The sequence below is a fragment of the Shewanella sp. 10N.7 genome, from assembly GCF_020806285.1.
Classification (GTDB): Bacteria; Pseudomonadota; Gammaproteobacteria; order Enterobacterales; family Shewanellaceae; genus Shewanella; species Shewanella electrodiphila.
On the sequence record NZ_JAJGZS010000006.1, the window covers coordinates 130743 to 154524 of the forward strand.

Annotated in this window: 21 protein-coding genes; 5 read left to right on the plus strand and 16 right to left on the minus strand. The window is 40.4% G+C overall.

The features are described 5' to 3' along the window. Positions 1-25: 25 nt before the first annotated feature. From LMH66_RS05715 to LMH66_RS05740, 6 genes are all read right to left on the minus strand, one after another. Entirely contained in the window at positions 26-1519 is a 1494-nt protein-coding gene (locus tag LMH66_RS05715) for a CoA-acylating methylmalonate-semialdehyde dehydrogenase (RefSeq protein WP_229368877.1), read from the minus strand. Between the two features lie 162 nt (positions 1520-1681). Continuing rightward, positions 1682-2875 carry a thiolase family protein gene (locus tag LMH66_RS05720; protein WP_229368878.1) on the minus strand — a complete coding sequence of 398 codons (1194 nt, stop codon included), beginning with the start codon at positions 2873-2875 and terminating at the stop codon, positions 1682-1684. 297 nt (positions 2876-3172) lie between these two features. Next, entirely contained in the window at positions 3173-5143 is a 1971-nt protein-coding gene (locus tag LMH66_RS20460) for a diguanylate cyclase (RefSeq protein ID WP_229368879.1), read from the minus strand. A 373-nt stretch (positions 5144-5516) separates the two neighbouring features. After that, positions 5517-7844: an immune inhibitor A domain-containing protein gene (locus LMH66_RS05730; protein ID WP_229368880.1), complete on the minus strand. Its 2328-nt coding sequence runs from the start codon at positions 7842-7844 to the stop codon at positions 5517-5519. Positions 7845-8131: 287 nt separating this feature from the next. Further along, positions 8132-9076 (minus strand): homoserine O-acetyltransferase MetA, encoded by a 945-nt coding sequence (gene metA, locus LMH66_RS05735; RefSeq protein WP_229368881.1) that lies wholly within the window; start codon positions 9074-9076, stop codon positions 8132-8134. 95 nt (positions 9077-9171) lie between these two features. Further along, positions 9172-9585: a YbaY family lipoprotein gene (locus LMH66_RS05740; RefSeq protein WP_229368882.1), complete on the minus strand. Its 414-nt coding sequence runs from the start codon at positions 9583-9585 to the stop codon at positions 9172-9174. A gap of 126 nt (positions 9586-9711) precedes the next feature. Here LMH66_RS05740 and LMH66_RS05745 point away from each other — a divergent pair, with 126 nt between their 5' ends. Then, positions 9712-10452, plus strand: a complete 741-nt coding sequence (locus LMH66_RS05745; RefSeq protein ID WP_102526372.1) for an SDR family NAD(P)-dependent oxidoreductase — start codon at positions 9712-9714, stop codon at positions 10450-10452. Positions 10453-10551: 99 nt separating this feature from the next. On the opposite strand, the gene ompW is transcribed toward LMH66_RS05745, so the two are convergent. After that, positions 10552-11226 carry an outer membrane protein OmpW gene (ompW, locus tag LMH66_RS05750; RefSeq protein ID WP_229368883.1) on the minus strand — a complete coding sequence of 225 codons (675 nt, stop codon included), beginning with the start codon at positions 11224-11226 and terminating at the stop codon, positions 10552-10554. 425 nt (positions 11227-11651) lie between these two features. Here ompW and LMH66_RS05755 point away from each other — a divergent pair, with 425 nt between their 5' ends. Continuing rightward, complete coding sequence (locus LMH66_RS05755) at positions 11652-12794, plus strand: hypothetical protein (protein ID WP_229368884.1); 1143 nt, start codon at positions 11652-11654, stop codon at positions 12792-12794. A 23-nt stretch (positions 12795-12817) separates the two neighbouring features. Here LMH66_RS05755 and LMH66_RS05760 read toward each other — a convergent pair whose 3' ends face one another. The 6 genes from LMH66_RS05760 to phhA all read right to left on the minus strand — a co-directional run bounded on the left by LMH66_RS05760 (position 12818) and on the right by phhA (position 18648). Further along, complete coding sequence (locus LMH66_RS05760; RefSeq protein WP_229368885.1) at positions 12818-13369, minus strand: nucleotidyltransferase family protein; 552 nt, start codon at positions 13367-13369, stop codon at positions 12818-12820. Positions 13370-13588: 219 nt separating this feature from the next. After that, entirely contained in the window at positions 13589-14239 is a 651-nt protein-coding gene (maiA, locus tag LMH66_RS05765) for a maleylacetoacetate isomerase (protein WP_229368886.1), read from the minus strand. Positions 14240-14342: 103 nt separating this feature from the next. Next, positions 14343-15329 (minus strand): fumarylacetoacetate hydrolase family protein, encoded by a 987-nt coding sequence (locus tag LMH66_RS05770; protein WP_229368887.1) that lies wholly within the window; start codon positions 15327-15329, stop codon positions 14343-14345. Between the two features lie 371 nt (positions 15330-15700). Continuing rightward, entirely contained in the window at positions 15701-17242 is a 1542-nt protein-coding gene (tyrR, locus tag LMH66_RS05775) for a transcriptional regulator TyrR (RefSeq protein WP_102526297.1), read from the minus strand. Between the two features lie 219 nt (positions 17243-17461). Continuing rightward, positions 17462-17800: a 4a-hydroxytetrahydrobiopterin dehydratase gene (locus tag LMH66_RS05780; RefSeq protein WP_229368888.1), complete on the minus strand. Its 339-nt coding sequence runs from the start codon at positions 17798-17800 to the stop codon at positions 17462-17464. Between the two features lie 50 nt (positions 17801-17850). Continuing rightward, a complete protein-coding gene (phhA, locus tag LMH66_RS05785) occupies positions 17851-18648 on the minus strand; it encodes a phenylalanine 4-monooxygenase (RefSeq protein WP_229368889.1) in 798 nt (265 codons plus the stop codon). Between the two features lie 361 nt (positions 18649-19009). Between phhA and galE the strand changes: the two genes are divergently transcribed. From galE to LMH66_RS05800, 3 genes are all read left to right on the plus strand, one after another. After that, positions 19010-20023, plus strand: a complete 1014-nt coding sequence (galE, locus tag LMH66_RS05790) for a UDP-glucose 4-epimerase GalE (RefSeq protein ID WP_229368890.1) — start codon at positions 19010-19012, stop codon at positions 20021-20023. A 35-nt stretch (positions 20024-20058) separates the two neighbouring features. Further along, entirely contained in the window at positions 20059-20553 is a 495-nt protein-coding gene (gene napF / locus LMH66_RS05795) for a ferredoxin-type protein NapF (RefSeq protein WP_229368891.1), read from the plus strand. Between the two features lie 159 nt (positions 20554-20712). Continuing rightward, the gene (locus LMH66_RS05800) at positions 20713-21144 is read left to right on the plus strand and encodes a bactofilin family protein (protein WP_229368892.1); all 432 of its coding nucleotides are present in this window, start codon (positions 20713-20715) and stop codon (positions 21142-21144) included. Positions 21145-21166: 22 nt separating this feature from the next. Here LMH66_RS05800 and LMH66_RS05805 read toward each other — a convergent pair whose 3' ends face one another. The 3 genes from LMH66_RS05805 to mak all read right to left on the minus strand — a co-directional run bounded on the left by LMH66_RS05805 (position 21167) and on the right by mak (position 23743). Further along, entirely contained in the window at positions 21167-21868 is a 702-nt protein-coding gene (locus LMH66_RS05805) for a DUF2982 domain-containing protein (protein WP_229368893.1), read from the minus strand. Next, positions 21861-22637, minus strand: a complete 777-nt coding sequence (locus LMH66_RS05810) for an ElyC/SanA/YdcF family protein (protein ID WP_229368894.1) — start codon at positions 22635-22637, stop codon at positions 21861-21863. The genes LMH66_RS05805 and LMH66_RS05810 overlap by 8 nt, the downstream gene beginning before the upstream one ends. A gap of 206 nt (positions 22638-22843) precedes the next feature. Beyond that, positions 22844-23743 (minus strand): fructokinase, encoded by a 900-nt coding sequence (mak, locus tag LMH66_RS05815; protein WP_229368895.1) that lies wholly within the window; start codon positions 23741-23743, stop codon positions 22844-22846. Between the last annotated feature and the right edge of the window lie 39 nt (positions 23744-23782).

Genomic DNA, 23782 nt, shown 5'->3' on the forward strand with positions numbered 1-23782 from the left:
TTTAGACATGATTACTTAAGCATGACTATTTAAGATCGATACTCATATTCGGGCCACTGACCACTTCGTCTGCAAACCAGCGTGAAGTAATGGTTTTTGTTTCAGTGTAAAAACGCACAGCTTGCTTACCATAAGCATGCTGATCGCCATAGAAACTGCCTTTCCAGCCAGTGAAAGAGAAAAATGGCAGTGGTACAGGAATAGGTACGTTAATCCCTACTTGCCCTACTTCGATATGATGTTGATACTTACGCGCCGCGCCGCCAGATGCAGTAAAGATTGACGTGCCATTGCCATAAGGGCTGTTATTAACCAGTTCAATTGCTTCATCTAAATCGTCAGCTTCCATACAACACAGTACTGGGCCAAAAATCTCTTCTTTGTAAATCGCCATATCAGTAGTGACATTACTGAACATTGTTGGTCCAATCCAATTACCCGACTCGTAACCTTCAACAGTAAAATCGCTGCCATCAAGTAAGCACTCAGCGCCTTCTTCTTTACCTTGAGCAATCAACTTAAGGACTCGATCTTTAGCTGCAGGGCTTATTACCGGGCCATAAGCTGCATTTTTATCATCCCATAAACCTGGACGTACTTTGGCTAATGCTTCTTTAAGCTCTGGGATCCATTCTTTTGCAGCGCCTACAAATACCGCCACAGAAATAGCCATACAACGTTGACCTGCAGCGCCAACCGATGCACCAACCATGTTGTTGATCACTTGCTGTTTATTGGCATCAGGCATAATCACGCAGTGGTTTTTCGCACCTGCAAAGGCTTGAACGCGTTTTAGGTTATCTGTACCTGTTTTGTAAATGTATTGCCCTACACCGACAGAACCCACGAATGAAATAGCTTTGATGGCAGAATCATTTAATAAAATATCTACCGCAGCTTTGTCACCGTGAACAAGCTGCAACACACCTTTTGGCGCGCCAGCTTCAACAAACAACTCAACTAAGCGTTGCGGAGTCATTGGATCTTGTTCTGACGGCTTGAGAATAAAGGTATTACCGCAAGCAATGGCGAGTGGGAACATCCATAAAGGGATCATTGCAGGGAAGTTAAATGGTGTAATACCCGCACAGACACCTAGTGGTTGAGTGTAGCTGTAGGTATCGATATTACGAGCAACATTTTCAACGGTTTCGCCCATCATCATAGAGGCGATATTACATGCATGCTCAGCCACTTCAATTCCGCGCCAAACATCACCTTTGGCATCTTCAAAGGTTTTACCTGTTTCTTGCGCTAGAATCGTAGCCAGCTCATCATGGTGTTCTTTTAAAAGGTGCTGGTAGCGAAGCATCACGCGCGCACGTTCAGAAACAGGCACTTCTTTCCATGTTGTAAATGCTTCTTTGGCACTATGAATTGCTTGATTCACTTCGTCAGCAGTGGCTGCATTGATGTTAGCAATGACCTGGTTATCTGCTGGATTAGTAACTGATATAACCTGTGAACCTACGCCTTCGGTAAATTCGCCATTAATATAATGTTTAACTTGAACCGTCATGTTGCTTCCTAAATCCCTGTTGAGCCCCAAAGCTCATTTAAAGTTAAGTACTGGCTGCTGTTTTATTGTGGCTATATAAATTGCCAAGCTAGTCCAGTACTTACGTCTTGTTGAATTTCTAATCTTTTACCACTGTACTTTTTGTCATTAAAAACTTTATGGCTAGACTTCAATCGCCATCGCAGTGGCTTCGCCGCCACCGATACATAATGACGCCACACCTTTGGTTAATCCTTTCGCTTTAAGCGCATGGATTAACGTCACTAATACACGTGCACCAGAACAACCAATTGGATGACCTAAAGCGCAGGCACCACCATTAATATTTACTTTTGATTCATCAAGTTGTAGCTCACTGATTGCAAGCATTGTCACCATTGCGAACGCTTCGTTGATTTCAAATAAATCAACGTCAGCCTTAGACCAGTTCACTTTGTCGAATAATTTATTCATTGCGCCTACAGGCGCGGTGGTAAACATTGATGGTTCTTGCGAATGAGTTGTGTGGCCTTTAATTGTGGCCATCACATCAAGCCCTAACAACTCCGCTTTTTCGCGGCTCATTAACATAAGTGCAGCTGCACCATCTGAAATTGAGCTAGAGTTTGCCGCTGTAATCGTGCCGTCTTTAGCAAATGCAGGTCGCAGAGTTGGAATTTTTTCAGGACGGGCGTTACCCGGTTGCTCATCAGTATCGATAGTGATATCACCACGGCGACTTGAAATGGTCACAGGCACAACTTCTTGCTTAAACGCGCCTGAATTAATCGCAGCGTTGGCTTTTTCAAGTGAGTTTAGGGCGAATTGATCCATACCTTCGCGGGTTAAACCAAAGTCATCTGCCGTTTTTTGCGCGAAAGTGCCCATTGCCCCGCCAGTGTAAGCATCTTCGAGTCCATCAAGGAACATATGGTCTAACACTTTGCCGTGCCCCATACGCATACCGCCACGCGCTTTATCAAGTAAGTATGGTGCTTGTGTCATGCTTTCCATGCCACCAGCAATAACCACTTCGCTTGAACCCGCTTTAATTAAATCATGCGCCATCATGACGGTTTTCATACCTGAGCCGCAGACTTTATTGACTGTGGTAGCACCAACACTTAATGGTAAATCAGCCCCTAAGGTTGCTTGACGTGCAGGCGCTTGTCCTAAACCTGCTGGTAACACACAGCCCATTAACACTTCATCAATTTGTTGAGTATCGATATTAGTTTGCGCCACTAAGCCTTTGATTGCTGTCGCGGCTAATGTAGGAGATGTAACGGCTGACAATGCGCCTTGAAAACCACCCATTGGGGTACGTTTTGCTGCAACGATAACGATATCTTGTGGTGATGAAAGTGTTGTACTCATAACTTCTCCGCTGTAAACCGGCTTAACATGGCCGAGATTAATACACAGTAAAATGTGATCTAGTTCAATAATCACACTCTGACGTTTACGCTAACGTAAAGCAAGAGAAATCAGTTAAATAAACATTAAGAATTTTAAATCGCTGTCATTGAAAATTTACAAACAGGATAAGCAATTGAAAAAATTACATTTTAAAGGAGGAGGAATGGCTTAGATCTCGTTTATCAATCTGACTACCAGGTCGTATGACTGCCAGCATTGTAGTTATTTGATCTTTATTTTTGTTTGGTTAGCTCATCATGCAGAAAACACCTGATTACGACCGCTGTTTTTCGCTTTATATAAGCCAGCATCGGCCGCTTTAATCATTTGAGCTAAGTTGTCAGAATCATCATGCTTAATACTCACCCCTAAGCTTATTGTAAACTCAAGGGTAATATCATTAAATTTGAATTGATGTTGTTCAATGCTGATACGTAATCGTTCAGCAACCTCAACGGCTTGGTCTAAGTCAGTGTTAGGCAAAATGAGTAAAAACTCTTCGCCACCGATACGACCCAGAATATCCGATTTTTTAAACCAGTGTCTTGCTTTACTCGCGGTCGCTTTAATGGCTAAATCACCCACTGCATGCCCATACGTGTCATTAATAATTTTGAACTTATCAATATCAAAAATGATAACAGCGAGTGGTTCATTGCGCTTTTTAGCCAGTGAAAATAATTTATTGCCTTGTTCCATGGTATAGCGGCGATTGGAAATACCAGTCATATAATCAGTTTGAGAACGGCGTTTAAAAAAGCGTCGTGACTGCACTAAAAATGCCATCATCACCAATAAAACGGCAATGATTAACGCTGTTACCGTTAAGCTCAACTTAGAGATTTGCTGTTTATCTATTTCAGATTTTAATTTCAACAGATTAATCGACAGCTGGTTCTCGAGAATTTTAACCTCATACTCCGCAACTTTAGCACTGTGCTCTAACGAAGAATAAATCACATCTTTGTCCATAATCGACGCATAAGTTTTGCGTTCATTACCTAAGCTAGTGAGTAAAATATTAAAACTGTTTTGATAATCTTTTTGCGCAAATTTATCTAAAGCTAGGACCGATGTTTGCAAAAATTTGGGGCTTGATTGATAGCTATTGGAATGAATAAATTGTGACGCCATTTCAAATGCTTTATCCACTTCGTTTTGCTGCATATAACTTAAGGAAAGATAGCCGATGGTAATATCGATAAAAAATGTTTCATTGGTCTGCGCTTTAAGCTGCAAAGCACTGTGTAAATGCTCCACTGCTCGTTGAAAATCTTGCTTAAAAAAATAGCTACGCCCCGCGTTATGATGAGCAAAAAACATAAAGTCATCGAATTCAGGGTGCTGCCTCGCCAAATCAAATAATCCAGCAACGGCTATTTCAGCCTGTTCCCAGTCAGACACTTTTATCGATTCACCCACCATATTGTGGAGCATATTAAACACATCTTGGTGATCGTCGACTGAGCGCCATAAATTATATGCTTCACGAAAGTATTCGTAAGCGTATTTATGTAATCCGTTTGCGCGATAAATCGCTCCCGTGGAGTTATAAATCATTGCCTGTCGGTTAGCTGTAAATTGATGCTTCTTGGCTAACATCAAAGCTTCATCTAACCTTGATAAGCCTTCTTCAAAAATATCCACATCGGCATAGCAAAATGCGCTTTGGGTTAACGCTTTTACCAGAGTATCAGGTGAGTTTAATTGGCGAGCAAGCCCCAGCGCATGCTCTCTATCAGGGCAATAATCGGCTCTCACATTTGTTTGTAAATATTTGATAAAAGAACGCTCAATATACGCAATTACCAATAAGTCAGAAATGGGCTCTCTTTCTAGCATACTAACAATATGACTATAGCTATCGTAAGCACTATCAAGTTGACCAACAGCCTCTTGCGCTATTGCTAATAACACATAAAATTCAGCTTGTTGATGGACGTCCCAATAGGCTATTTCGCTCTTTTTCTCCATAAGAAAAGCTAACTTTTCATCAGCCAGCTCAATAGAGGATAAGGTTAATTTTAGTTGGCTAATATCAGTGGCGGATAGCTCAGTAGGTTTAGGTTTTGATATTTCTTTTTTAGAAACTGGACTAGCGACTGGATTATTAGCTTCATTGGCTAATATAGGAAAACTGGATGACATGATGCATAGCAACATGCTCAAGATGACGATAGGTTTATTGCTCGCGTTTAATTTATTCATGAAGGAATGAATTAGCACCGAATTTCCTTTTTATCTGCGACAACCATATGTAACCTACGACAATCATATTTAATCTACGACAACTATTTTTAACCTGCTATAACCATATCAGTATAACAATTTAGCGGCATAATAAGTTAACACTATACCAACATGGCTAGAATGTAATAAATACAACGATAAAACATATAGGTGTATACGCCAGTCTCAGCACCACTATTGAGTCGATAGAACTAAATCGAGGATAGTTAACGTTTGAATTAACTAAAAAGAGTCAATTTTCTGCAGGTATCACCCAAATTGCTGTTTAAATAATTTTCTAAATTAAAATGTAAAAAAGCGCTGAAATCAGCGCTTTTGTTTAATTTAATCCAATTCAATTTGAGTAAATCTACTTGGTAATCATTACTGCACCAACACTTCTGTCTTCACTTTGGTTTATTAACCGAATAGTTAAACCATACTCAGGAATATTACGCCCAGCATCTAACAAGTCACCGCCGGTATAATCTCTTGAGTCTCTGAAGGTACGTTGAGCACGAGTGCGGTTGTCATACATAGTAATGCCGTATTGCTCAGACAAATCGATAAACATTTTCTCTGGTCTATCTATTCTGAACGTTGCGTCGTGAATTTGATAACGAGTCGTCGCAATATTGCCATTACTCCAAGACAAGGTATTTTGATCTGCATCGACCACACCTAAGAAACCATCGCCAGGATGCACTCCAACCCAGTTGTCAGAATATTGATTATCAACATACCAAATCAACATACCTTTCTCATAGGTCATTGGCTGTCCGGCAACATTAATATGCTCTAAGCCGCTATCAACGCCATGATGTGTACGCCACTCAACCAGATAGTAATGCTCTGTTTCCGATGAACCTGAAGACACCTCAAAACCATTTAACATCATCACTTCTGGTGATGAATCTGCATTCGCAGTAAAGGTCTCAACGTCATCAACGACTAGATTAATATCATCAACATACATACCTGGGTTCGTTACCGCGCCATCAGTTTGATACATCACGTAAAGATTAAATGCATTGCCTGCAAGTGAGGTTAAATCAAACTCTGCATTAATCCATCCAGCTGAAACTCCGGTAATACCGTTACCTAGGTTGGTATCATTTGGATTGGTTGTAGAGGTAATATTGCCCTCTAGCATCACTTGTCCAAACTCGCCTACAGCCATGACATAGGCGTAATCCCAGTCTGTTTCGATGTCGTACCAAGCTTGAAATTGCAGTGAAGCCGTCGTTGCATCGCTAAGATCAACAGCAACGCCCATTAGATTTTCCAAGTTATCGCCTGAACCACTGAAGTAAGCATATTCGCCACTCGTAGGCTCGGTAATCACTTGAACTTTATTAGGAAGAGTAATCTTAATGACATCATGATTTGTTCCTTTACTAGATGCTTGATCAAGTAAACCCACCACTCCACGACGAGGAATATCATCGAAATTAACGATTGCACCGTGCTGCCAATTTCCGCCTAAAGTGGCTTGAAGATGCTCTTTAGCAAAGGGACTAAAGCCAACAGGCTCAGTACCACCTAACTCACCAGCCCAGCTTCCTGAAGACATGACTGACCACATGGACACTGGCTCGCCTTCACCAGTGTATTGGGTATCATATTCATCAGGTAATCCTAAATCATGACCGTACTCATGGCTTATCACACCCACTGCACTATCGATGGGTGCAATGGTGTAATCAAATGCTCCCATTAAACCGCCCCAATATGGTACATCAGTATTTGAGTCTGGAATGCCGTATACGCCACCGAGGTTCCAGCGATGTGACCAAATAGCATCTTCGCCTACTTGACCGCCACCAGCCTCTTCACCCACGGCAGAATGGAACACCATTACGTGATCCACTAATCCATCTGGCTCCCAATAATTACCATCACCATCAAGATCATAGCGATCTTCTATATCAAATTGGCTTAAATCTAAACTCGGATCTAATGAGGCTGCTGTCAGTGCTTCTCGAATTAGACTGCGGGCATCACCGTCAACATTGTTGCCGTAAAATGCTGCCGGCATCGTTGCCATGTACCAACCTGCAACATCACCAGTTACTGTATAGCTGTCACCAGATTGTTTTTCATAGAATTGTCTAAATGAATTGGCATGATGACCATTCGGAGCAACCCAACCATCGTCACCAAAGAGAATTTGTCGGTAGTGGTCTTGATTGTAATCCTCATAATACATGCCTGACTCTTCTGGCAAAATTGAGTTATGAACAAAGTCTGGAAACTCCATTAAAATAGCCAAAACCCGTGCTTCTCGAGTTGGTCCATCATATAGCTCTTCTTCTACATTATCTGGACTATTTCGAATAGAGCGCCCTGTTAAACTGCCTTTCGACGCTTCATGGCGGCGTTCCATTTTAGTTTTACTTTTAATTTCACTGGTCATTGAATAATGACTGGTGATATTTGCATCTTGAGCTGCAGCATTCACTATCGCTTCAGCTTGACGCTTTTTTAGATAGGTTTTTAATGCAGACTCCGCTTCTTTCAAGCTAGCTGATTGTGAAATTTTGCCTGACTTTTTAAGCATTTGAATCAGTTTTTGCTCATCAGCAATCACCATATCAAATGCGCCAGTTTGTGGTATGGGAGCATGCTCTGCGGCTTGCAAGCTTCCTGAGAGCCCAGCAATAGCTATGGCTAGTGGGATTAATTTGTTGTTATTCAATTGAATACCCTCATGTAAAATTCAGTTCCGTTTGAAATTTCTACTCAGAAAGACTCAGCTTCGCTAACTAAGTATTCAAAAACCCTAACTGAAGAACTGCTGAGGTGAAATAGACACAAGGACATTTCATTCCCAAGTATGAACCCAAGTTTAATACCTCATTCTTATGGGTATTTTATTAGTTTCAACATATACAAAAAGAGCCATCTAGTAAGACTAAATGGCTCAAATATTAAAGACTGTTTGTATATGATTTTGATTAGGCTACAAGTTAAACCATAACGAAGTTAACTTTTTGACTCCCAAGGCGTTCGGCCACTCATATCTGAAAGGTCATAAGGGGTAAGCTGATATACATAGTAGTTTAACCAGTTACTCACCAACAAACTGCCATGACTATGCCACCTCGCAATGGCCTCTTGACTGGGATCATCATTTCTAAAGTAATGAGTCGGCACTGATGGTTCAAGCCCTTGTTCAAGGTCACGTAGATATTCATCTTGCAAGGTCGATTTTTGATACTCAGGATGCCCCATCACAAACAAATTGCGACTATTACGGCTCAGTACAATGTAAGCGCCCGCTTGTTCTGATTCTGCAAGTACCTCAAGATCTGGATGTTGCTTAATGTCTGCTACATTCATTTCAGCAAAACGAGAATGTGGCGCAAAGAACTCATCATCGAAACCACGTAGCAGCGGGTGTGGCTTTGCGCTGCGGCGGTGACAAAAAACCCCAGAGCGTTTTTCATCTAACAATTTTCGATGTAAATCATAAAGATGAAATAAACCAGCATGTGCAGCCCAACAAAGAAAGAGTACCGAAGTGACATGTTGCTGTGACCAATCAATAATTTCTTTAATGTGCTCCCAGTAAACTACATCTTCAAAATCTAACTGACCGAGCGGTGCCCCTGTAATAATTAAGCCATCGTAGTTTTTACTTTTAACCGCTTCAAAATCACGATAAAAAGTATTCATATGGTCAATAGAGGTGTGTTTAGAAGCTTTATCATGAATGCGCAATAAGTCTACATCCACTTGCAATGGCGTATTTCCTAGTAAGCGAAGTAACTGAGTTTCGGTTTCAATCTTATTAGGCATAAGATTTAAGACAAGTACACGCATAGGACGAATATCTTGATTAGCTGCCCGGGTTTCGGACATCACAAAGATATTCTCTGATTCTAAAATTTCTGCAGCAGGTAAATTATCTGGAATTCTAACCGGCATTAAAAGCACCTTTATTTACTGAATATTCGGTGCCATTAGCCTGACTGCAAATAATCACAAGTATTGGTAATAACCTGTGATTTTTGAAGTTACGCTTATCCACCGACCTTATTAACAACAACATTAACGGGTTGCACCTCGTCAATATTGACAATGTAAGACTGAGTATTGATAAACCACAGCTCGCCATTGACTTCTATTCTTGCGCCGATCGCATAGGTGTGACCCTGCTGAAACTGATCTCTGGCAATTTGGAACTCAAATGAATATGGCGTCATTGCGTTCTCAGACATCATTTCAGCCAACACAATGGCTTTAGTATCTTGTAAAGACACATCTTTAAGCTGCACTTTAATGACAGCATCTGCTGGTAAAGCTATACGTTCTCGGTAAGTGACATCACCAGAAACCGTCACTAAGTCATTACTAGAAGCACAAGCTCCAAGACCGACAATGATAGCTACCGATATCAACATTTTGCTTAAAATTCGCTTCACTGCATTACTCATGTCACTCTCCTTTATCATACATTAAGACTTCTGGAAGTCTATACGTCTCACGTTGAATAATATTCTTGCTTGTTATCGAAAGCAGTTGTTTTTATCATAGGTCATCATTTCGAAGCCATAAAGCGTATGACACAAGCAAACGCAATAATAGTGGGCGCTAGCTCACACCTTAGTAAAGAAATCGCCACTCGATTAGCGCAACAAAACGTTTCATTGGTGTTGTTTGTTCAAAACCCTGAAGATATGCAAGAGTTTGCAGATCAATTACCCACTAAAGTTGAAGTTTTACCTTTAGATATTGAGAACCCAAGCGCAATTATTAGCCAATTAGAAAAGGTTTGGTTAAGCATAGATGGCGCACATTTGGTTTTAGTCAATACTGGGCTTAATGGTTATCATGAATCGCTACCTTGGCAATTAGAGCAAGATATCATTGATGTCAACGTCAGTGGTTTTACTGCGATTTGCAATACCACTTTCCGTTTAATGCGTGAACAAGGTTATGGCCAAATTGCTGCGATCAATTCAATCGCTGGATTACGTGGTGGCCCTAGTGTGGCTTACCATGCATCAAAAGCCTATGCACAAAGCTACCTCGAAGGTTTGAGCATGCATGCGCAGCGATTAAAGCTTCCTATTACCATTACCGATATTCAATTAGGTTTATTGGATAAAGCAGCGATGCAGCAAAGTAAACTGTGGTTACCGCCTTTGCCTAAAGTGGCGGCGCAAATTATCAAAGCTATGCAAAAAGGTAAGCGAAAAGTATATGTCACTAAGCGCTGGCGCCTAATTGCTTGGATGACAATGTGTTTACCAGAATTTATTTACAATACTCGCCATTGGAAAACAAAAAAGAAGAAATAAGTTGATATCTGGCATATACGCTAATGCCCCATCATCTAAAACAAAAAACAGGAGCTTAGGCTCCTGTTTTAATGGTGTCAGCTATCTCATTTAAGATAATTAGAACTTATAACCCACACTCACCATATAAACCCATGGATCGATATCAGTTTCAATCGTCACTGGGACAGAAACATCACCGCCTTCTGGAGCATAATTAAAGCTAGCATCGGTTGAGATCTGTGCGTACCAAACTGACGCATTCACCAACCAGTTATCATTAATGTTGTAATCTAATCCGACTTGAGCAGCCAATCCCCAAGAGTTAGACAAACTTAAATCAGACAAACGATCACCAACGCTATCGGTAATTTCATTATCAAAGAAATTGGTAAAGTTAACACCCACTCCCACATAAGGACGTAATTTAGATTGAGCATTTCCAAAATAGTATTGAGCGACTAAGGTTGGTGGTAAGTGTTTGGTTTCAGCCACTTTCATACCAGCAATTGAGATATCATGAGTAAATGGTGTTGCCGCTAGTAATTCAAGCCCCCAGTTATCAGTCAACATATAGCCAAAATTCAAACCAACTTGCGTATTATCATCAACAGAGAATTGTCCCAAATCACCTAAATCTGGAGTGACAATATTTTCGCTAGAATCGTTTGGTGCAACAGCGACTGCGCCCACTCGAAAGATGAAATCACCTGCTTGATGAGCAAAAGCTGAAGAAGAAATCCCAGCAGATAGTAAGCTAGCGGTAACAAGGCTAAGGGCTAATTTTTTATTCATTATGACGACTCCATGTATGCAACATAATTAGTGCTTTTACGTAAACACATTTAACAATTGGCGCTACACTGCCAGAAATTTCCCGTAACAATATTGATGCAGATCAATAAAAAGCCTTACAACTAAATAGGTAGTCATCAGCGTTGACCAAGATCACAAAAACCAAGCTTACTTTGATAAAGATGCTTTATATTTAGATGTTTAAAGTGATTATTCAGAGGTTTGATCTGCAAATTTCATTGATTATGCTTTTTGTATGTAATGCTTAAAGCCCGCTTAAAAATCACAATTTGTTAACACCAATCCCTGTAATTAATCATACAAACACTTTATTTACAGGAGCAATTGTTACTCTTAATCGATAGAGAAATGATACGATTGCGATACAAATGGAATTTACAGTAATAAGGCAGTGATCATTTTCAATGACATTACGATTGAACAGCCATTTATGGAAGATAATTTGCTCACTAGTGTTAACTGCTAGTCAAGCCGTTTCAGCAGCGCATACAGACCTCAGCCAATCAACAACCCTTGACCAAGCGTTGACAACAAGTACTGATAATAAAGTCAGCACAATTGCACGTGCTACAGATGAAACAGCTCTTGAGGTCAATGAATCTGATGACATTCACACTAATGACATTAGCTCTGATGACATTAGCTCTGATGACATTCACACTAGTGATAATGTGCTTGTTGAGACAGAGCACTCCCCCTGCTACGATCATGCGCAATCAGACACTCGATTAGACAAGACCTTCGCCTACTTAAATACCAAGTTCTGCGAACCCGCCATTTGGTTTGATAGTTTTTTTGTTGACGAGCGAATAACAGATGATGCAAGAGCTGGCACTATTGTTCGTTGGTATAATGACTTTTCCTATTTTGAAAAAGAAGGTTTCAAATACCGCTCTAACGTTAAAGCGCATTTAAACCTGCCAGGTATGAGTAAAAAGCTTAAATTAATACTTGATTCAACAGGTGAGGACGATCCCTTTTCATTCATTAAAAGTCCTGATGATGACAATGAACGTGAAGTCGGTTTACGTTATGATTGGTATGCCAAAGAGCGAACCAGCTTTAATATTAAGGCAAGCTTTAAACCTAAAATTGAAGCGCGTTATCGTTATACCTACCCTATTTCTCAAAATACATTATGGCGATTTACACAAACGCTATATCAAGAAAAAAAAGTGACTGGCGAAACCTCAGAATTTGATTTCGAACATGCTTTTAATGAGTCATTTCTATTGCGATGGAATAGTGCTGCTCAATATGAGAACAAAAATAATGGTTGGGAATTAGGTACAGGATTGCAACTTTATCAATATCTTAGCGATACTAAAGCAATCAGTTATCAAGCGAGGATCAATGGTGTAACTGAGCCTTACCATTATATTGAAACCGCCAGTATCGGCCTAACATATCGTCAAAACTACGCTAGAAAATGGTTATTTTTCGCAGTAACACCTGAATATACATGGACTAAAGAAGACGATACCGCTGAGCGGTTAAACCAAATGGTCATTACATTCACCATAGAAATCCTGTTTCAGAATGTCTAAGATTAATCAATTGAGGCCGGCACCTACAACTCTAACGATAATCTCGGGTAATGATTAAACCAAGGTTTGCTGGCTACACGCTTCATGAATGCTGACTCATCCGCTTTGGGGTTATAGTTAACCGTCAAGTTAAATACGGTTTCTAAACCAAATACAGACTCTACACATAGCTCACCCTCTTCATCTAATTTAACGGCTATAGCGGTTTGCTTTTCAGGCCAATATGACATGGCGTTCATGCAAGATGTATAAGCTGGGTGGTTATTTTTCTTATGCATTCTCGCCTGATTTTTGACAGACCAAGGTAAATTCATTTGCTCTGTTAATGCCAACTCAATCAGTTTGTCTCTATAAATACTGGTTTCTTCATGGCACCAATAAATAACGTCAATATCGTTCAATTTAGACGCAGGAGCATCGTGTAATTTGTCCCAGACTAAATTACGAACAAAGCCTGCGGCAATGAACCAATCTTCTACTTCATTTTCAGCAAAAAACTGCGCAGTTAACTTAAGCGCAGACATTCTCATTGCATCACTTAACAACCAATCTTTCAATTGTGCTTCATAGTCCATAATCAGTACCGACATTATCAAATGAGCAAAATTACCTAAAGTTAATAAAAGATAGTCTTATCAAGACATAGATAATACTCACTGAAAACCTAGATTTAGTCGGTAAAGCTAGCACATTATTTTTGATGGTTCACTGATTTAAATGTAAATATTAACGATTGCTAATGCAAATAATTCAAACTGATTAATAATTACACCTGTGCTCATTATACTTTTAAGTTAACTGACATCATGTTGTTGCTCAGGTGCGGCCTGTGCAAACGCTGGTAACTGATTACATTCGTTCCATATTCTAACAATGTTCGGATATTGTGATAAATCCACATTAAAGCGATAGGCATTATAAACCTGCGGTATTAAGCAAATGTCAGCCATTGTCGGGCTGTCACCAAAACAATATTTTCCTGCCGTTTTAGACAATTGAATTTCGAGCGCTTTAAAACCAAGATGGATCCAATGGTGGTACCATTTCATTTTATCTTCTTCATTTACGCCCATTTCTTTCACTAAAAATTGTAATACTCGCAAATTATCCAAAGGATGAATTTCACATGCAATGGATTGCGACATAGCACGAACAAAGGCTCTGTCTTTAGCTGTGCTAGGCAAAATGGCAGCCTGAGGGTATTGCTCCTCAAGGTATTCAATAATGGCCATTGATTGGGTTAGTGAAAACTCGCCTTGTTCATCTTCATCGATAAAGGCCGGTACTAGGTGCTGCGAGTTAAGCTGACTGAACATCTCACTGTATTGTTCACCACCATTTTTAACTAAATGAACAGATATTTGCTCAGCATTTAGTTGTTTTAAATTAAGCGCTATACGCACTCTATAGGCCGCACTTGAGCGCCAGTAACCGTGTAATTTCATGGTATGTCCCTATGTATTCTTTTTGAGCTTAATAGATATAAAAAAAGCAACAACGCTAAGCGTTATTGCTTTTATTGATTACAACACCCATCTTTATCGGCGTTTAACCTATATATTCAACAACTTTCTGATCAATCGAACCGAATATACTGCTGTCATTGTCATCGAACATTTCGATGCGCACTGTATCACCAAAACGCATAAATGGTGTGCTAGGTTTGCCATCGGCAATGATTTCTAACATGCGCTTTTCAGCTAAACAGCTTGAACCTGCACTGCGGTCATAGTTCGAAATTGTGCCTGAACCAATCACAGCGCCAGCACATAGTGGGCGAGTCTTAGCAACATGAGCCACTAATTGACTGAAATCAAATGTCATATCAACACCAGCATTTGGACGACCAAACAGCTCACCATTTAGATGGGTAACGAGTGGTAAATGGACTTTACTGTCTTGCCATTTTTCACCTAATTCATCAGGGGTAATCGCCACTGGCGAAAATGCGCTTGATGGCTTAGATTGGAAAAAGCCAAACCCTTTAGCAAGTTCACCTGGAATAAGGTTACGCAGTGAAACGTCATTAACCAGCATCAATAATTTTATGTGTTGCTGTGCATTTTCAGCGCCAACGCCCATTTTTACATCATCAGTGATCACTGCTATTTCAGATTCAAAATCAATACCGTATTCTTCACTGGCCATTTCAATATCAGCTTTAGGGCCAATAAAGCAATCAGAACCACCTTGATAAACCAGTGGGTCAGTCCAGAATGTTTCTGGCATTTCAGCGCCACGGGCTTTACGCACTAATTCCACATGGTTTACATAAGCACTGCCATCAGCCCATTGGTATGCGCGTGGTAAAGGCGATAAACAACGTGCTTCGTCAAAATCCACTGCATTATCCATTTGACCCGCATTCAACGCTTCATACAGCTCTTGTAGCTGAGGATTCAGTAAATCCCATGCATCAAGTAATTGTTGCATTGTTTTCGCAATAGCAGGTACTGCAACGGTTTTAGTTAAATCTTTGCTAACCAACATCAGCTGGCCATCGCGGCGACCGTTGTTATAACTTGCAAGTTTCATTCTGACTCCTAAATAGGTACAAATAAGGTTGATATCAAATAAATAAAATTGTCATCACTGCTGAGTGTGTAGCTCAATAAAACATAGCTTATGTTCCACTTTTAACCGATACACATCGCAGGTTAATACCAACAAAAATAGCCTTCTTAAGGCTAGAAATACCTTAAGCTTAGCCAAATTAATATAGCGTGAGGCAAATCACATTTTTGCAAGGTAGCCTAGGTTTTGTAAACCTTTTGATACATTGCTCAAGATAATGCCAATTAAAGCAATAAACGTCTAGAAAACACGACAATGCCAGCGTATTGCTGGCATTAAATCGTTACACAAGATTTGAGTCTCAGTTTCTACACATTGACCTTTACCGCTAATTATCGTTTTTTGGTAATTTTGTAATCTCGTAATTTATTAGCAATTGCGGTGTGGGAAACCCCCAGTTTTTTCGCCAACTGACGCGTACTTGGGTAAGCAGGATATAAGCGCCTTAGTAAGCTTGCTTCATATTCTTTCATGGCTTGATCTAAACTGCCTTCGAACTCTTCGTCAAAGTAACCAAAACCTTCTGCATAAGATGGCAGTTTTAATTGTTCAACGGTTAACTCCGCAGAGCCATCCCACATTGAAACAGCTCTAAATATCGCATTTTTTAATTGGCGTACATTGCCAGGCCAAGCGTAAGTGAACAGATAATCACGACAACTGGCAGAAATACGTCGAAGCGGACTAGAGAGTTGCTGGCTGTAATGCTCTAAGAACATCTCCGTTAACGGTATAACATCGACTTTACGCTCACGCAATGATGGCATGTGATAGCTCAAGACGTGAATGCGATAATATAAATCTTCTCTAAACTCACCTGATTGACATAACTCAGCTAAATTCTTCTGGGTTGAACAAATAATACGTACATCAGCACGCACTTCTTCATCACCGCCAATACGTCTAAATGTACCGTCTTGCAACAGACGCAGTAATTTAACTTGCGCCGCTTTCGACATTTCTGCGATTTCATCTAAAAATACCGTACCGCCCTTTGCTTCTTCAAACAAACCGCGTTTAACAACTTGGCCTTCATTAGAAACAAAGCCAAATAACTCTTCTTCGGCAACACTGTCTGGGAGCGCGGCGCAATTTATTGGGATAAAGGGGTGTTCACGTCGCATGCTGGCATCATGGCTGGCTTTCGCCATTAACTCTTTACCAGTGCCTGTTTCACCGGTGATGAGTAACGGTGCATCAAGTTGCGCCATTCGCTTAGCTTGCTTAAGCACATCTTTCATTTTATCGCTAACAGCCAATACATTATCAAAACCAGTGGTTTGATTCTGTAATGCATTGAATTGCTTACCGACTCTTGCTGGAGATTTAAGTGACACCACTGCGCCCGCAAGAATGCTGGCATTATTTTCATCGGGTAGATAAATCGGCAGCATTTCGGCTAAGTATTCATTGGTACCAATTTGAACCCGTGTAGCTTGTGCAAGCACTGGGGCTTCGGTTAACCAACGCGAAAAGTTAAATCCTTGCACCCAATGATTTAACGACTCATCAATCACTTCATGTTCTTGCATATTTAACGTCAATAAAGCCGACTCGTTTACAATACGAATACGTCCTTTAGCGTTGATGGAGAACACAGAATCAGGTAAGGTTTTTAATAAGGTTTTTAACGCATAATGTTCTTGCTCTGAGGGCATAAACGAGACAGTACGAACATCATGTACGCTTTCTACTTTACGAATAAGAGGCATTAATTCGCTTAAGGTTTCGAAACCGATTTCAGCAAATTGTAAGTATAGAAATCCCCGGTTACTGGCATCAATTGCGATTAAGTTAATGCCATAATTTTCTAGCACTTCGAGAATATCTTTCGCAAGGCCGATGCGATCTAAACAGCTCACTTCCAAACGCATATACAACTATTCCCTATCAGTCATTTTTTCTGGAATATACGAGGATTAATGAAAATCTCATTTAAAAATAATGAGAAATACCATCCTTCTTTATTTGTGAGCGATACGTTAAAAGGTTATGAGGCGTGTGGCAAGTGTTGTTTACAGTGGAATTGTAACAGGGGAAGTATTATAGCAGATTACGTTAACGTAACCTGCTGAAATTCATGATGAAGATAATTAACCAATTAACTGGTCTGTTTTCGCCGCCATGATGAAATCATTCTTATGTAAGCCTTTTATTGAATGTGACCACCACGTTACCGTGACTTTTCCCCATTCAGTTAAAATTCCTGGGTGATGAAATTCTGCTTCAGCAAGCTCGGCTAATTGATTAGTAAATACCATCGCAAGTTTGAAGTTTTTAAACTTATACACGCGTTCTAGTTGATTAATACCATCGCGATTTTCAACACGCCATTCAGGTACCGTTTTACTGAACTCAACCATTTCTTGCTCAGTTACTTTTGGGGCATCAATTTGGCAAGCTTCACATTTCAACTCTGATAAATCAGACATAACAACTCCTGGGTAAAGTAATTTATTCTTATTAAATTTAATTCTGTCGCTTAACTGGCAATGGTTTTGGGTGTAAATTTGGGTTCAAGCAGTCCCAACTTACGTGCTTCAGTCACGGCTGCCATAATATCCATCTTGGCAATTTCATCAAGATAATCAACACTGTCGATAACGTAATAAACAGGCTGCATGATATCGATGCGATATGGCGTTCTTAGCACTTCAATCAGATCAAATGGCTTACGCTCAGGTTCATCGCTTAATGCATATAAGGTCTCACCGGGAGAGCTTAAAATACCGCCGCCATAAATATTCAATTCGCCATCAGCACCTTTTACTAAGCCAAACTCTACAGTGAACCAATAAAGTCTCGCTAAAAAGACTCTCTCTTCTTTTGTCGCAGCTAACCCTAATTGACCATAAATATGCGAAAAACGCGCAAATGAAGGGTTGGTTAATAATGGGCAATGACCAAAGATTTCATGAAAAATATCAGGCTCTTGTAAGTAATCAAACTCTTCCTTAGTGCGAATGAATGTCGCCACTGGGAATTGTTTATTTGCCAGCAGCTCAAAGAACTTTCCGAATGAAATAAGTGCAGGCACGCCAGCCGTTGTCCAGCCAGTTGCCTCAAGTAGCACCTTATCGATTTCTTTTAATTGTGGCACTCGGTTGCTTGGCATAGCCAAAGCATCCAATCCTTGCATGTAGGCATCACAAGCGCGTCCAGGCATATTGATGGCTTGTCGCTGATATAGTTGATGCCATACATCATGTTCTTCATCTGTGTATTGAATATAGCCCTGATTGTCAGGGATCTTAGCGGTATAGTTTGTTGCTTTGCTCATAAGTGTCACTTTACGTAAACTGCTCTCCCTTCATAGTGTGCTAAGGTTTCAAATTTGTTAACAACCTCAGGGTTTATTCTTGGTCCATGTGGTAGCAACAAACGTAAACTATTCACTACAAGTTACCATAATTATAAAATTACTCTTTTAAAATCAATAAACTAAAATGTAGTTAATGTTTGACAAACGAGACACCAACTTCAAAATCACCTTGTTGGCATTTTGCTTTAGCTTCTAGCTGAGACGCTAAAATAGATAAAAGACAACAAATGTTATATTCAGCTCGATAACTTCAGTACAATAAGTTTAATTGTATAATTCAATCGAATAGTTTGTCGTACGACAGCGTTAAGGAAAGACCATGGCAATTTTAGTTACAGGCGGTGCTGGGTACATAGGAAGCCATACTGTTGTTGAACTTTTGAATGCCGATCAGCAAGTCATTATCGTAGATAATCTATCGAACGCCAACGTTAACGCCCTTGAGCGTATCGAAACCATAACTGGTAAATCCTGTGTTTTTTACCAAGGCAGTGTGCTTAATAAAGCCCTACTACATAAGATTTTTACCGATCACCCTATTGAATCAGTGATTCATTTTGCAGGTCTTAAAGCTGTAGGTGAGTCTGTTATTAAGCCTCTGCAGTATTACGAAACCAATGTCACTGGCACCATTATTTTATGCCAAGTGATGGCTGAGCATAACGTAAAACAGCTGGTGTTCAGTTCGTCCGCGACAGTTTATGGCATCCCTGAAGGTTTACCTATTCGTGAAGACTTCAGCACAGGTGCAACCAATCCTTATGGGCAGTCAAAATTAATGGTTGAACAACTGTTACGAGACTTACAGGTGGCCGATAATCAGTGGAATATTGCCGTACTAAGATACTTTAACCCGGTTGGCGCCCATCAAAGTGGTTTAATTGGTGAAGATCCAGCTGATATACCCAATAATTTAATGCCATTTATCTGCCAAGTTGCTGTGGGGAATATCCCTGAGCTAAAAATATTCGGTAATGATTATCTAACCCCAGATGGCACCGGAATTCGCGATTACATTCATGTCGTTGATTTAGCTCAAGGTCATTTAAAAGCGTTACAAAAGTTATCAGACCAACCTGGCATAGTGACCTATAACTTAGGTACAGGAAGGGGCTACAGTGTTATCGAAATCATTAAAGCGTTTGAACTGGTCAGCGGTAAACAGATCCCCTATCGTTTTGCCCCACGTCGTGATGGCGATCTTGCTGCATATTTTGCCGATGCAAGCCTTGCTTATGAAGAATTAGACTGGCAACCATTGCATACGCTTGAATCAATGGTTGAAAGCAGTTGGTTGTGGCAATCTAAGAACCCTAATGGTTATAACGATTAGCCTAACTTAATCTATTTTGTGTTACCGGAAGAAATATGAGCCAATCAATTAATCACAGTCGCAGAAACTTGTTTCGTCGTAAAAAGTTTGATGCGCAAAGACCACCTTGGGTAAAGTCTGATATTGAATTTACCGATGAGTGCACCCGCTGTAATGCCTGCATCGACGCATGCGAGACCAAAGTATTAATTAAAGGCGACGGCGGTTTTCCGGAAATCAAATTTACTGAAGATGAATGCACCTTTTGTCAGCAGTGTGCCACTGTGTGTAAAGAGCCCATTTTTGACCTAGCTCAAGAGCAACCATGGACGATTAAAGCGGCTATTAATGACTCTTGTTTGACCTATAAAGGGGTTTGGTGTCAAAGCTGTAAAGATGCATGCGACCCAGGAGCGATTAGTTTTAAGATGGCGGTTGGCCAGGTACCAAAACCAATTATTGATACTGAAGCTTGTACTGGATGCGGCGCTTGTGTTTCGCCTTGTCCATCAGTGTCAATTAGTATCAATGAGTCAAAAATCGGCGATTAATGGTGATTTCTACTGAGCAGCGTCAGAAAAAGTCAGTGTCGTCAAAATATAATGGTTTTTTTTGATTTTATTTGCCGTTATATTAATGTTAATTTTTATAAAAAAGCCATTTCGGTCGCTTATGTATAGTGGACTAATTTGCGAAAAAAGAGAGCCTCCATGTTTAGTAAAAAAAACCCTACCAGTAACTTAAGTTTCATCGCTAATGATTGTGAATTAACGGGTAATATTAAAGTCGCTGGAGATGTACTCATCGCGGGTAAAATCAATGGTGAAATTCGTGCATCAGGCAATGTAACTGTAGAACCTTCTGGCGTGATTACAGGCGGTGTTGTCTGTGTTGAAGCCACCGTTTCAGGCTTAATAAATGGCAATATTACTTGTGAGAAGCTTTCGATTACTAACACGGGAACCTTTGACGGTGAAGTGTACAGTAAACGTATGGAAATATTAGATAATGGGCAGTTTATTGGCTACCGTAAAGCCTATGACGAAAGCCTAGAACACAAGAGCTTGCTTAATGAAAAGGTGGTTAGCCCAGAAGCTGATAAATCAACTGATAACCCTCAGCTGTCAGCAGTTAACGCGTAACTGACAGTTAAAAACTAATAATTTAGTTATCGTTTGTATTGATAAAATGCACTTGCTGCCACTCGCGAAGTAGCTCAACGAACTCTGCGGGTGGTCTATCAAGACTATCAATCGAAATATACAGATGAAACCCCAAATGACTTTCTAGGGTTTGACAACGATGCCCGAACATCGCTAATACACCTCGATAGCGATCCCCGTTCACCACTAATGGGGTAAATTCAGCCCCAAGATACGTTTCTAGACTCTGTAAATCTTCATCTTGTGTCGCAGCTGTCATTAATAACGGACGTTGTTCCCCTAATAACCCGGTTGCCAACCTCGGTGAAATACAATCTAAAATCGGATTAATTTGCTTTAATTTAAAACCAATATAAGGCAGTTCGATTAACTCAAGGTTTTGTGTCACTCTAGATACATCAACACGTTGAATATTGTCCCAACTAATGTGCACTGTGCCACGTTGATGAAAGTAATCTAGTCCCGTCTCGGTCAGTTTAAAGCTTGCCTTAGGCTGATTAACTTTGGCTATCCCTAATATTAAACTCACACTGCCAAAACCAAATAACACAATGCCGATACCAAAAAGATGTTGGGCATTGATAAACAATACTAGGCTGATAATCAGCGCTATTGCGCCAAAAACACTCAATGTGATGCCATTTCGCTTGCCAAATGGGCTGATTAATAATGTTTTATCATCTAGGTTTGTTTCATTAGACATTGGTGACTAACCCTTTAACTTTTATCCATAGCATGCCGATATACTCGTGAATGGAGCGTTGTGAAATAAATAGGTTTTCAGCACTAAAACGCCACCAGTAACCTGGAGAGCTTAAAAAATTAGTTGGTGCAGCAACCGGTGAGAGCTCATTAGCAGTGAAAATCATCATCGAGCGAGGCATATGGGTCGCTGATGTCACTAAAATAAATGGTTTTTTACCAACAATGCTTTTCATTGAACGTGCTTCTTCGATGGTATCAAGTGCATCAGGGAAAGTGACGATGCTATCTTCGCTAACGCCTAGCTCAATTGCCGCTTGTTTCATGATGATGGCATGTGGTGTTGGGGTTAAGCCGCCACTCCAGCCACTCACCACTAAAGTACACTGTGTATCTGAAAGCGACAGTTGCCTAATGCCTTCAGAAAGTCTTGATAAAGCGGTAGCCGATAATTGCTGAACTGCACTGATAGCGTTATTTTCTCGATGGCCAGATCCCAGTACCATCACAAAACAAGCATCATGATTAATTTGTGTCAACGGTAACTCGTTAACTGGATATCTTGACTCTAAACTGTTCGCGAGGTTGGCAGAAATAAAAGAATTACTTAATAGCATTAAGCTCGATATGCCAACCAATAAACATAACTGGCCGAATGACTTGAATTTTTTAGCCTGAAAACGCCAAATAAAAAGTGCGAACAATAAACAAATTAAAATAAACGGCACCGGCATTACAAATTGCGACAGGCCTTTTTTAAACCAAAACATCAATTTCATCTGCTGTTTATCTGCTCAATTAGAAGGGGCTAAAGTAAATTAGCTGTATTGTATCTTTTGCGACAGCAGATTGCGAAAATTACCGATATTCAATTATATTCTGCAAATAAACCCAATAAAAAAGGTGCTCACGGAGCACCTTAATATTAGCTATTTAAACTGGCAAAGCTTATTAATTGATGAGGACCAATTAAGCGTTACTCTTTGCCCCACAACCATGCAGCGCCACGTACACCTGATGAAGCGCCAAATTCATTCTTAACCACAATTGTGTTGCACTCACGGCCGACTACGTATTTAGGTAACACTTTTGGTAGCTCAGTATAGATTGCATCAATATTTGACACCCCACCGCCTAATACAATCACATCAGGGTCTAACATATTAATCAGATGCGCTAATGAACGTGCTAAACGGTCGATATAGCGAACAAATGCTTGGGTCGCTAACGGATCACCTTCTGCCATCATTTGTGAAATTTGAATACCACTGTCTGCCACGCCGCCTGCTCGGCGAAAATCTCGCACCCACCCCGTGCCCGATATAAAGGTTTCAATACAATCTTTATTGCCACAAAAACATGAAGTGGAGTTGAATTCATCAGATGTCATCCAAGGCAGTGGATTATGTCCCCACTCACCTGCAATACCATTGCCGCCAGCATGCACTCGACCATTTATCGATAAACCGCCGCCACAACCAGTGCCAATAATAACCCCAAAGACCACACCTTTACCTGCAGCTGCGCCATCAACGGCTTCAGATACAGCAAAACAGTTTGCATCATTTGCAATGCGCACTTCTCTATCAAGACGTGCACTTAAATCTTTATCTAATGGATGGCCATTAATCCAAGTAGAATTTGAGTTTTTAACTAACCCTGTAAAGGGTGAAACCACTCCAGGGATCCCAACGCCAACCGAGCCTTTTTGTTGAGTATCAGCTTCAGCCTCATCTACTAAACCAATAATGGCATCTAAGGTATCAGGATAATTTCTCGGGGTAGGAACACGTTTACGAAACAATTCGCTACCATCTTCAGCTAATGCCACTAATTCAATTTTTGTCCCGCCAAGATCAACACCCATGCGCATCATAGCTTTACTCTCCATTTAATTATAATCTGTCATTCGATA

What these genes read in the sequence shown, in the direction of transcription:
- LMH66_RS05810 (WP_229368894.1), bottom strand. Translation starts at nt 22,637, where the DNA reads ATGTTTTGGTTTAAAAAAGGCCTGTCGCAATTTGTAATGCCGGTGCCG.
- LMH66_RS05745 (WP_102526372.1), top strand. Translation starts at nt 9,712, where the DNA reads ATGACACAAGCAAACGCAATAATAGTGGGCGCTAGCTCACACCTTAGT.
- mak (WP_229368895.1), bottom strand. Translation starts at nt 23,743, where the DNA reads ATGATGCGCATGGGTGTTGATCTTGGCGGGACAAAAATTGAATTAGTG.
- LMH66_RS05720 (WP_229368878.1), bottom strand. Translation starts at nt 2,875, where the DNA reads ATGAGTACAACACTTTCATCACCACAAGATATCGTTATCGTTGCAGCA.
- metA (WP_229368881.1), bottom strand. Translation starts at nt 9,076, where the DNA reads ATGCCGGTTAGAATTCCAGATAATTTACCTGCTGCAGAAATTTTAGAA.
- LMH66_RS05755 (WP_229368884.1), top strand. Translation starts at nt 11,652, where the DNA reads ATGACATTACGATTGAACAGCCATTTATGGAAGATAATTTGCTCACTA.
- LMH66_RS05770 (WP_229368887.1), bottom strand. Translation starts at nt 15,329, where the DNA reads ATGAAACTTGCAAGTTATAACAACGGTCGCCGCGATGGCCAGCTGATG.
- galE (WP_229368890.1), top strand. Translation starts at nt 19,010, where the DNA reads ATGGCAATTTTAGTTACAGGCGGTGCTGGGTACATAGGAAGCCATACT.
- LMH66_RS05740 (WP_229368882.1), bottom strand. Translation starts at nt 9,585, where the DNA reads ATGAGTAATGCAGTGAAGCGAATTTTAAGCAAAATGTTGATATCGGTA.
- LMH66_RS05800 (WP_229368892.1), top strand. Translation starts at nt 20,713, where the DNA reads ATGTTTAGTAAAAAAAACCCTACCAGTAACTTAAGTTTCATCGCTAAT.
- phhA (WP_229368889.1), bottom strand. Translation starts at nt 18,648, where the DNA reads ATGAGCAAAGCAACAAACTATACCGCTAAGATCCCTGACAATCAGGGC.
- LMH66_RS05715 (WP_229368877.1), bottom strand. Translation starts at nt 1,519, where the DNA reads ATGACGGTTCAAGTTAAACATTATATTAATGGCGAATTTACCGAAGGC.
- maiA (WP_229368886.1), bottom strand. Translation starts at nt 14,239, where the DNA reads ATGAAATTACACGGTTACTGGCGCTCAAGTGCGGCCTATAGAGTGCGT.
- ompW (WP_229368883.1), bottom strand. Translation starts at nt 11,226, where the DNA reads ATGAATAAAAAATTAGCCCTTAGCCTTGTTACCGCTAGCTTACTATCT.
- LMH66_RS05780 (WP_229368888.1), bottom strand. Translation starts at nt 17,800, where the DNA reads ATGTCTGATTTATCAGAGTTGAAATGTGAAGCTTGCCAAATTGATGCC.
- LMH66_RS05805 (WP_229368893.1), bottom strand. Translation starts at nt 21,868, where the DNA reads ATGTCTAATGAAACAAACCTAGATGATAAAACATTATTAATCAGCCCA.
- napF (WP_229368891.1), top strand. Translation starts at nt 20,059, where the DNA reads ATGAGCCAATCAATTAATCACAGTCGCAGAAACTTGTTTCGTCGTAAA.
- tyrR (WP_102526297.1), bottom strand. Translation starts at nt 17,242, where the DNA reads ATGCGTTTGGAAGTGAGCTGTTTAGATCGCATCGGCCTTGCGAAAGAT.
- LMH66_RS05760 (WP_229368885.1), bottom strand. Translation starts at nt 13,369, where the DNA reads ATGGACTATGAAGCACAATTGAAAGATTGGTTGTTAAGTGATGCAATG.